Here is a 5,190-nt window from a genome sequence, read left to right as displayed (position 1 = left end):
GACATGATCTCCGCGCTGCTGATCTGGGGCGACGCGAAGCTCGGCGCCTCGGGCACCGTGACTTGGCGCGACGGCGACTCGCTGCTCGCCTTCGGTCATCCGTTCCTCGGCGCCGGCCGCATCGAGGCCGCGCTCGCCGCGACCGACGTCCTCTGGACCGTGCCCTCGGCGCTCGGCTCGTTCAAGATCGCGCGGATCGGCGATCCGATCGGCGCGCTGCGCCAGGACCGGGCCACCGCGATCGCCGGCGAGCTCGGCGCGTCCCCCGCGGGGCTGCCGGTCTCGGTGACCGTGCGCCGCGCCGGACGCCCCGACGTCCGCAAGCAGTTCTTCGTCGCCCGCGATCCGTTCCTCGCGCCGGTCCTCGTCGCCACCGCCTCCCGCATCGCCGTCTTCGATCTGCTCGGCGCCGACCGCGACGAATCGCTGCGCCTCTCCGGCGCCGCGGTGCTCGAGGGCGGCCGCGCCGTGCCGCTCTCAGCGGCCTCCGGCGTCGCCGGCCCGCTCGCGGCCAAGGACCAGCCGCTCTCGCTCGAGCTGCTGCGGAAGGTCGGCGCGCTGATGCGCCCGCCGACGCTGCTGCCCGCGCTGCAGCGCGTGGACGTCGTCGTCGAGGCGCGCTCCGGCGACGACGCGTGGCGCGTCGCGCGCGCGCTGCCCGACCGCCTCGCCGCGCGCCCCGGCGAGACGGTGCGCGTCGCCGTGGACCTCGAGTCGTCGCGCCGCGGCACGCGCCGCGAGACGCTGGAGCTCGTCGTGCCGCGCGACGCCGCGCCCGGGCGGACGATCATCGTCGTCGGCGCCGCCCCCGCGGTAGCCGGCGAGCTCGGCAGCCTCGGCGAGGCGCGCCGCCGCACCGCCGACGAAGGCGAGACCTATCTCGCGGCGCTCGGCGAAGACCCGCCGGACGACCGCCTCGACGGCGCGCTGCTCCGCCCCGCGGAGGGGATCGTCGCCGAAGGGCGCGAGTTCCCCGCGCTGCCGAACAGCGCGCACCTGCTGATCCGCTCGCGCCCCGGAGGGGCCGAGCTGTACCGCGCGCGCTGGCTCGTCCTCGCCCGCGCCGAACGCGCGCTCGACCGCGCCGCGCTCGACGCCGCGCACGCGCCGCTCGACATCCTGCCGGCCGAACCCGCGCGATGAGCGCGCCCGCGCGGGACGGCGCGGGAGACGGCCGGCGCGGACAGAGCGCCCCCCCGCGCTCCCGCGTCGGCGCGGAAGGGAGCAGTTGGTGATCGTTCAGGCGATTGAAGACGTGCGCACTCCCGCGTCCGCGCGGAAGGGAGCGATCCGATGAAACGCACCGTCGTCTCCGCCGCCTGCGCCGCGGCGCTTCTGTTGCTCGCTTCCGCCCTTCCCGCCGTGGCCGTCTCGACGCAGAGTTGGTCGCGGAACGGCGCCCTGCTGCGCGCCGGGTCGCTCGACGGCATGGTCGTCACGCCCGACGGGCGCCTCGCCCCCGCGCCGCGCGCGCGCGTCGCCGCGCGGCCGCCGTCGGCGGTCCTCTGGAGCCTGCTCGCCGACGGCGACGGCGCGATCGTCGGCGCCGGCGAGCGGGGCGGCGCGCTGCGGATCGGTGCCGACGGCGCGACGACGACGCTCGCGACGTTCGGGACCGGCCCGGGGCAAATGTCCGGCGCGGAGCTCTTCGCGCTCGCGCGGGTCGGCGGAACGGTCTACGCCGCGACCGGGCCGCGCGGCGCCCTCTACGCGCTCGACGGGCGCGGCGGCGCGCGCAAGCTGCTCGAGCCGCAGGCGGTCTACGTCTGGGCGCTCGCCGCGCTGCCCGACGGCGCGCTCGCGGTCGCGACCGGGCTCCCCGGGAAGGTCCTGCGCGTCGCTCCCGACGGCGCCGTGCGCGAGCTCTGGTCCGCTCCGGACGATCACGTGCGTTCGCTGGCGCTCGGGCCGGACGGCGCGCTCTACGCCGGCACCGCGCCGCACGGACTCGTCGCGCGGCTCGACGGCAAGGGGAACGGCTTCGTGCTCTACGACGCCGAACGGCCGGAGACGGTCGCGCTCGCCGTGGACGCGGGCGGCACGTTGTGGGCCGCCTTCGCCGGCTCGCCCGCGAAGGCCGAGGCGGCCGCCGCGGCGCGTCCCGCGGCCCAGCGCGGCGCGACCGTCGAGGTGACGGTGCGCGCCTCGGGCGCGGAGACGACGGCCGCGCCGGCGCCGAAGACGGAGGCGGAAGGCGCGGCGCCGACGGCGGCGGAGCTGCCGCAGGGCGGCGGCACGCTGGTCCGCATCGCGCCGAACGACGCGCCGGAGCAGGTCTGGGCCGACGACCGCGAGACGCCGCTCGCGCTCCTCCCCGCGGAGGGGGGCGGCGCGCTGCTCGGCGCGGCGAACGGCGGGAAGATCTGGTGGTTCGACGCCGCGGGGAAGCTGGGCGTCTTCGACGAGCGGAAGGACTACCGCTCGTTCTCCGCGCTCGCTTCCGCGGGCGGGCGGATCTTCGCCGCGGCGAGCAATCCCGCGGCGCTGATCGTCTACGGGCCGGAGGCGGCCGAACGCGCGGTCTGGACGTCGGACGTCTTCGACGCGCGGAGCGAGACCACGCTCGGCCGCGCGCGGCTCGACGCCGAGGCGGCGGACGCCGGCGCGGCGACGCTCGCGCTGCGGGTCGGCGAGACGGCCGAGCCGGGGCCGGGCTGGACGCCGTGGACGGTCGTTCCCGGCGCGGCGGGCCCGCCGGACCGCGACGGCGGCTTCGCGCCGCTGCCCCGGGCGCGCTTCCTGCAGGCGCGGATCGAGATCGCGCCGCGGGCACGTTATGTGCCGCAGGTCGGCGGCTTCGCCGCGCTCCATCGGCCGGCGAACCGCGCGCCGAAGATCGAGCAGCTCGAGGTGCTGCCGCAGGGGGTCGCGGTGCGGCCGCTGCCGCCGCCGCAGTTCGCCTCGGGGGACGTGCCGATCGTCGCGCCGCCGCGCACGCCGGAGCTGGAGCGCGCGCTGGCCGAGTCGTCGCTGCCGTGGCGCGGCAAGCGGGCCTACGAGCCGGGGGCGCTGACGATCGTCTGGGAGGCGCGCGACGCCGACAACGACGAGCTGCGCGCGAAGGTGGAGTGGCGCCGCGACGACGGCGGCCCGGGCAAGGAATCGGATTGGAAGACGCTCGCCGAGGACGTCGAGACGAACTACTGGAGCTTCGACGGCCGCTCGTTGCCGGACGGCGTCTACCGCTTCCGCGTCACGGTGAGCGACGCGCGCGACAACGCGGCCGGCGAAGGGCGCGAGGCCTCGCGGGAGAGCGCGCCGTCGGCGATCGACAACACGCCGCCGACGATCGAGCGGGCCGAGGCGCGGCCCGCTGAAGTCGAAAAGGGAAAGGCGTCCGCGGAACGCGGCGCGGGACGTCCGTCGGCGGAGCGCGGTGCGGGTCGTCCGGCCGTGGATCGCGGCGCGTCGGAGACGTGGTGGACCATCGTCGTCGCGGCGCGCGACCCGGGCGGTCGCCTCGCGAAGGCGGAGATCTCGGCGGGAGACGGCTCGTTCATCGAGTTGCCGCCGCCGGCGTCGGGGATCGGCGCCGTCGCCGCGACGTGGGAGGCGCGGATCCCCGCGCCGCGTCCCGGCGAGCGCCCCACGGTGCGCGTCGTGGACGCCGCCGGCAACGCCTCCTCGCGCGTCGTCGATCTCCGGTAGGGGCGGCAGGCGCGGTGGCGGCGCCGTTGTTCAGACGATCTTCGTGGCGCGCCAGCCGCCCGTACAGTGCGTCGTCGCGCAACGTCGGCGTCGAGGCGTCGAGGCGTCGAGGCGTCGCGCCGCGGGCGGCGGCGCGGATCAGCCGATTTCGGCGGGGCCGTAGGCGAGACGGCGCTCGTGGCGCCAACGCTCGAGTTCGCGCTCGCGCTGCACCGGCGACCACGCGAACGCGCGGGTCGCGTCGTCGGCCGCGGCGGCCGCCACGATCTCCTCGATCTCCAGCGACGGCGCGATCTCCGGCAGGCGCCAGCGCAGCAGGATGTCGGACAGCGTCCGCGCCCCTTCCTCGCGCACCGCCCACGCGACCTCGCAGCGCAGCGGCGGCGCGCCGTCGGCGAGCGGCTCGGCGCCGCCCGCCTCGGTCACCACCTCGCGCCACGCGGCGCCGTAGCGCCCGACCATCCAGCGCGCCTGATCGGCGCCGAGCCCCGCGCCGCGCGCTTCCTGCCGCTCGCGCTTCAGGCTCGCGCCCGCGGCCGACGCGGCGAGCGGCGCCCGCGCCCCGCGCCCCGCGAAGCGCCCCAGCTCGTCCTCGATCCGCTCCGCGAGCCGCCGCGCCGTCAGCCGCTCGCGCAGCGCGCCCGCCGCCGCGACCGACCAGAACGGCGCGCCGCGCGCCGTCTCGCGCGCCATCGCCGCGCGCTCCACCGCGGGACGCAGTTCCTCGAACGCCGCCCGCGGCTCGGGGCGCGCGCCGAAGTAGTCGGCGGCGAGCCGCAGCAGCCGCTCCGCCGCGCGCTCGCGCGAACCCTGCGCCGCCGGCTCGAACGGCGCGGCGAGCAGCGTGCCGCGCGTCGCCGGCGCGAGGAGGAACGGCGCGCCGTCGCGCCGTCCGAGCAGCGCCGCCGCGTCGCTCGGATCCTCGATCGCGACGCGCACCGCGCGGGCCAGCGGGAAGAGCTTCTCGCGCCCGACGTCGAGCGAGGCGCGCACGTGGTCGATCCAGGCGCCGGTCGCGTTGACGACGGCGCGCGCGCGGACGTTGACCGCCTCGCCGGTCACGCGGTCGCGGATCTCGGCCCAGACGCCGCCGCCGTCCGCGACCTCCAGCCCCGTGAGGTCGCAGCGCTGCGCGAGGACGACCCCGGCCTTCGCCGCGGCGAGCGCCGTCAGCAGCACCAGCCGCCGGTCGTCGACCAGCGCGTCGAAGTGCAGCCGCGCCTTCCCTTCCTCGAGCGCGGCCAGCGGAATCTTCCCCGCGGCCTTGCCCGCCGCGGCGCGCGGTCCGGGCCAGCCGCCCGGCGCGAGCCACGAGGCGAGACGCTCCCGCCGCGCGGAACTCCGCGCCTCGCCGGCGCCGACGAGCGCGCGCGGCACGACGACCGGCACCGGCAGCGCCGCGGGGCGCGCCGCGTGGACGAGCGTCGCCCGTTCGCGGAGCAGCGCGCGGAACCGTCCGGGGCGCAGCAGGACCTTCGCCGCCGGCTCCTCGAGCGCGAGGCGCGACGTCCTTCCCGACGCGCCCCAGCCGAAATCGATCGG

General features: G+C 78.1%; 3 protein-coding genes. 2 read left to right on the top strand and 1 reads right to left on the bottom strand.

Translation table 11 applies throughout. The annotated features are described in order from the left end of the window. Together LLG88_15730 and LLG88_15725 are read left to right on the top strand one after the other, a co-directional pair. Window positions 1–1,143 (top strand): hypothetical protein (locus LLG88_15730; protein MCE5248359.1); only part of this gene is annotated, 1,143 nt, incomplete at its 5' end. Window positions 1,144–1,293: 150 nt separating this feature from the next. Then, the gene (locus tag LLG88_15725) at window positions 1,294–3,648 is read left to right on the top strand and encodes a hypothetical protein (protein MCE5248358.1); all 2,355 of its coding nucleotides are present in this window, start codon (window positions 1,294–1,296) and stop codon (window positions 3,646–3,648) included. Window positions 3,649–3,786: 138 nt separating this feature from the next. Here the strand turns inward: LLG88_15725 and LLG88_15720 are convergent. Further along, window positions 3,787–5,190, bottom strand: a 1,404-nt coding sequence (locus LLG88_15720) for an FAD-dependent oxidoreductase (protein MCE5248357.1), incomplete at its 5' end; no start/stop codon positions are given.

It is taken from the genome of bacterium (assembly GCA_021372775.1).
Taxonomy (GTDB): Bacteria; Acidobacteriota; Polarisedimenticolia; order J045; family J045; genus JAJFTU01.
Note: the sequence above shows the minus strand (reverse complement) of the source record. Positions and strands in the feature narration are given on the sequence as shown.

What these genes read in the sequence shown, in the direction of transcription:
- LLG88_15725 (MCE5248358.1), top strand. Translation starts at nt 1,294, where the DNA reads ATGAAACGCACCGTCGTCTCCGCCGCCTGCGCCGCGGCGCTTCTGTTG.